At 63.6% G+C, this 484-nt stretch carries 1 protein-coding gene; it reads left to right on the top strand.

Annotated features, from left to right (window positions below):
• Positions 1 to 140: 140 nt before the first annotated feature.
• On the top strand, positions 141 to 484 hold a 344-nt coding region (locus QEH57_RS24790), incomplete at its 3' end, for a transposase (protein ID WP_309009497.1).

Raw genomic sequence — 484 nt, 5'->3', positions numbered from 1 at the left:
TCGGCCGAGCTGCTCGCCTACGTCGTGGTCTCGAAGTTCCTCGACCACCTTCCCCTGTTCCGCCAATGCGCGATCTACAAGCGGCACGGCTTCGCCGTCAGCCGCCAGAACCTGGTCCGCTGGGTCGAGAAGGTCGCCGAGTGGCTCAAGCGATTTACAACCACATGCGACTCGAGCTTCTGGAAGGCGGCTACGTCCAGGTGGACGAGACGCCGATCAAGTATCAGGATCCCGACTACGGGGAGAAGAAGACGAGAACCGGCTACCTTTGCGGCATGACCAGGCCGCTCGGCGACGTCTGGTACAAGTGGAGCGGCGGGCGCTGCCACGCCTCGGTCACCTCGTACCTGGGAGGCTTCGAGGGCGTGGTCCAGTCCGACATGTACGAGGCGTACCCGAAGCTGGAGAAGTCCAGCGAGGGAATCGAGCTGGCCGCTTGCTGGGCGCACGCCCGGCGCAAGTTCTTCGAGGTCAAGGAACGCTT

The sequence above is a fragment of the Pelagicoccus sp. SDUM812005 genome (assembly GCF_031127875.1).
GTDB lineage: Bacteria > Verrucomicrobiota > Verrucomicrobiia > Opitutales > Opitutaceae > Pelagicoccus.
Note: the sequence above shows the minus strand (reverse complement) of the source record. Positions and strands in the feature narration are given on the sequence as shown.